Source organism: Anaplasma marginale str. Florida, from assembly GCF_000215485.1.
Taxonomy (GTDB): Bacteria; Pseudomonadota; Alphaproteobacteria; order Rickettsiales; family Anaplasmataceae; genus Anaplasma; species Anaplasma marginale.
Window position 1 is genome coordinate 1 of sequence record NZ_AFMS01000140.1, and the last position, 2,594, is coordinate 2,594.

2 protein-coding genes are annotated in these 2,594 nt (G+C 48.7%); one reads left to right on the forward strand and one right to left on the reverse strand.

What is annotated here, in order from left to right; all coding sequences use genetic code 11:
- Nucleotides 1–9: 9 nt before the first annotated feature.
- The gene (locus GAC_RS03875; protein WP_010265942.1) at nt 10–375 is read right to left on the reverse strand and encodes a hypothetical protein; all 366 of its coding nucleotides are present in this window, start codon (nt 373–375) and stop codon (nt 10–12) included.
- Nucleotides 376–1,221: 846 nt separating this feature from the next.
- Between GAC_RS03875 and GAC_RS06160 the strand changes: the two genes are divergently transcribed.
- Nucleotides 1,222–1,752 (forward strand): TrbC/VirB2 family protein, encoded by a 531-nt coding sequence (locus tag GAC_RS06160; RefSeq protein ID WP_010265935.1) that lies wholly within the window; start codon nt 1,222–1,224, stop codon nt 1,750–1,752.
- The last annotated feature ends 842 nt before the right edge of the window (nt 1,753–2,594 follow it).

Here is a 2,594-nt window from a genome sequence, read left to right on the forward strand (position 1 = left end):
TAGCAGGAGCTAGGTATCTTCGTGCAAAGTTGAACATATTCCTCCATAGTACTTATTCATCACATACATGCTGTGATGTACGTAATGGATAATAATTCTGTAACTTGTCCTATAGCCTCCAGTGTGCAAGCTGGCAGCATTACAGCACAGAGTTGCTAAAATTTTGTAAACAATCCTGGGTTGTACTGATGGGGTATGTGCCGCTGCCACATCAGTAGATGAGGCAGCGGCACAAACGCTGCAGTGGACTTTTACGCCACCTGGTGTCTTGATTGATTCTACTACCAACACTTGAATTTCCTTGTGTTGCCAACTTTCAGTGCCAAGTCTTTCTCTAAACCTTCCGCTCAACTGCCCCAACCTGACTCGCTTCACACTTGAACTGCCGGCACAACCCTCTTGTAATTACTTGTGTAATTGCTTGGGTCGACACACATCTGTCACCTTGTGGCACCAACGGGCATGACCGAAAGACACGGCTTGGGTTACCTAGCAGACGTTGCACGTGCATGGTTGGTGATATCCAGCTGTTTTGCCTAGTAAAAATTCGCTCCAACACAACCTTCAGCGAGACACAAATTTGCGCGCGCATACAAAGGCCTGTTGGCCGAGACTTTTTGTTCTCTGCATTTTTGGAGTCACGTGTTGTTAAGTAATTTCCTCTACGTCACTGGCCCCTGTGACATTGCGCCGCTTATCGAGGAACTTTGGATGAAGCCCCAGGCCCCTTTCACGTTGCTGCATGCACCCTGTGCGTGTGACGCCCTGACTACTGCGTTGCCCGTATTTGGTGTGCTATCTTGTGTGGGGCTCCGTTGGATACTGGATACCTCGGTGGCTATGCATAATTGCCGAAATGCCGCAACGGACGTTTTCCAGTGGTTTTTCGGTCTGCACCCATGCACGTCTCGCGCGGGCAAGCGTTCCGAGCAGTGCCATCCCTGTGAACACAATTCGGGGTTACCTAATTTTGTGTCGTGTAACACCAAGCTAGACCCAATAGGCGCAAATTTCAGGGAACTATGGCGGGAAACTTCTTGCGCGAGATTCTGTAGCTCCGTGTCTATCTGGATCCTGCGCATGAAAAGGCGCGTCCATATCGCGAATAAGTGGCGGAGTTCGATACTGGTGCACTGTCACCCTGAAGCGTAGAGAGTTTGATTGTTTACTAGGGAGAGGAAAGTGACTTGTTGTTTGTTATTGAAGCGTTTCGGAGGTGCTATGTACGCCGTAGCGCCGAAGGTATTGTTATTTTTGGTGTTCCTGTTCGTTGTCGATTCGGCGCATGCTGCTAGTAATAAGAATGCTGGCAATAATAAGAGTAAGAGCACGAGCAGTAAGAGTGTAAGCGGTAGTAAGAGTAAAAGTGTGAGCAGTAGTAAGAGTAAAAGTGCCGGCAGTACGAATGTCGGTACTGCCAATCAGTTTCCTGCTTTGGGTGGTGGAGGCTCAGGTAGTGGTAATACAGGCTCAGGTAGTGGAGGAGGCACAGGTGGCGGCGGTGGCGGCGCCAACGATGATATGGTTGCCGGCAAAGTCATCTGTAATGTAATCAGTTTCGTTAGGGCTATAGGGTTGCCAATCATGACTGGGGTGATATTAGGCTCTAGCATCATGGCAATTTTCGGCAGATTGGCATGGCCTGCAATAGCCATACTAGTAGTGTTTACCGGAGTGTTTTTTGGAGCGGATAAACTGGTTAAGAAATTTGCCGATGGTGTTGGTCCGACATCCGTATTTTCGTGCACATAGGCGTGTACGTATCTGGGCGCGATTGTGTCTACAGCAACTGTGATGCGTGAAGGCTCACGGTAGACAGGCGCCCACGCTGCCGCCCTGCACCCCCGGGGCGGCGGTGGTTTAGCCTTGCGGAAAACGCAATGGTTTGCACCAGATGATATGCAGATCTGGTATTATTGTAGCTGGCAGTGGAACTCGGTGGGGCCCGATGATGGGTAATGTGCCGCAGAAACTTACTGGCCGGCAGTGCAGCAGGGGCGAACTGCCCCCGAATTTCGGTTTGCTAGGTTGTAAAAATTGCGGTAAAGGCCCTATCCTAAATTTGGTGTGGCTTAGTACGCACTGCATCAGGTGTATGGGCTCACTACTGGTGACAGATTTTCCCCATCATCTGCGGTGTGTACTACGTTTTACCGCGCTCTCATACTCTAAATAAAAGAGTGTCACATACCAGCACACCAGTGCGGTAACAATGCCCATAACGTCAACACGTGTTGCTATAACCTACTGCACGCACGAGCAATGACAGAAATTTTCCCTATCAATATATGTTTTATTCGGACAAGTCCCTAAGGATCCCATTATTTGGGAGGGAGCATACATAACTGCGCGCTAAACAAGAATATTGGTTAATCCTAAATTAACTTATTGCCTAATAGAATGCAAACAAGGTGAGTTGCTCACCATATGCCAAGTGCACCGTGGAGGTCATGAAAGCGGATTTTAGTAAGCTGATCAATCTGCTCGCATAAGTGGCATGTTGCAAGGGCTTTTCCGTGGTGTGTGGGATAGTTCTGAATGGGGGTTTATGGAATGTCACGATTTGTAAAATTTTTCTTTCGGGCAGCATGTAC

What these genes read in the sequence shown, in the direction of transcription:
- GAC_RS06160 (WP_010265935.1), top strand. Translation starts at nt 1,222, where the DNA reads ATGTACGCCGTAGCGCCGAAGGTATTGTTATTTTTGGTGTTCCTGTTC.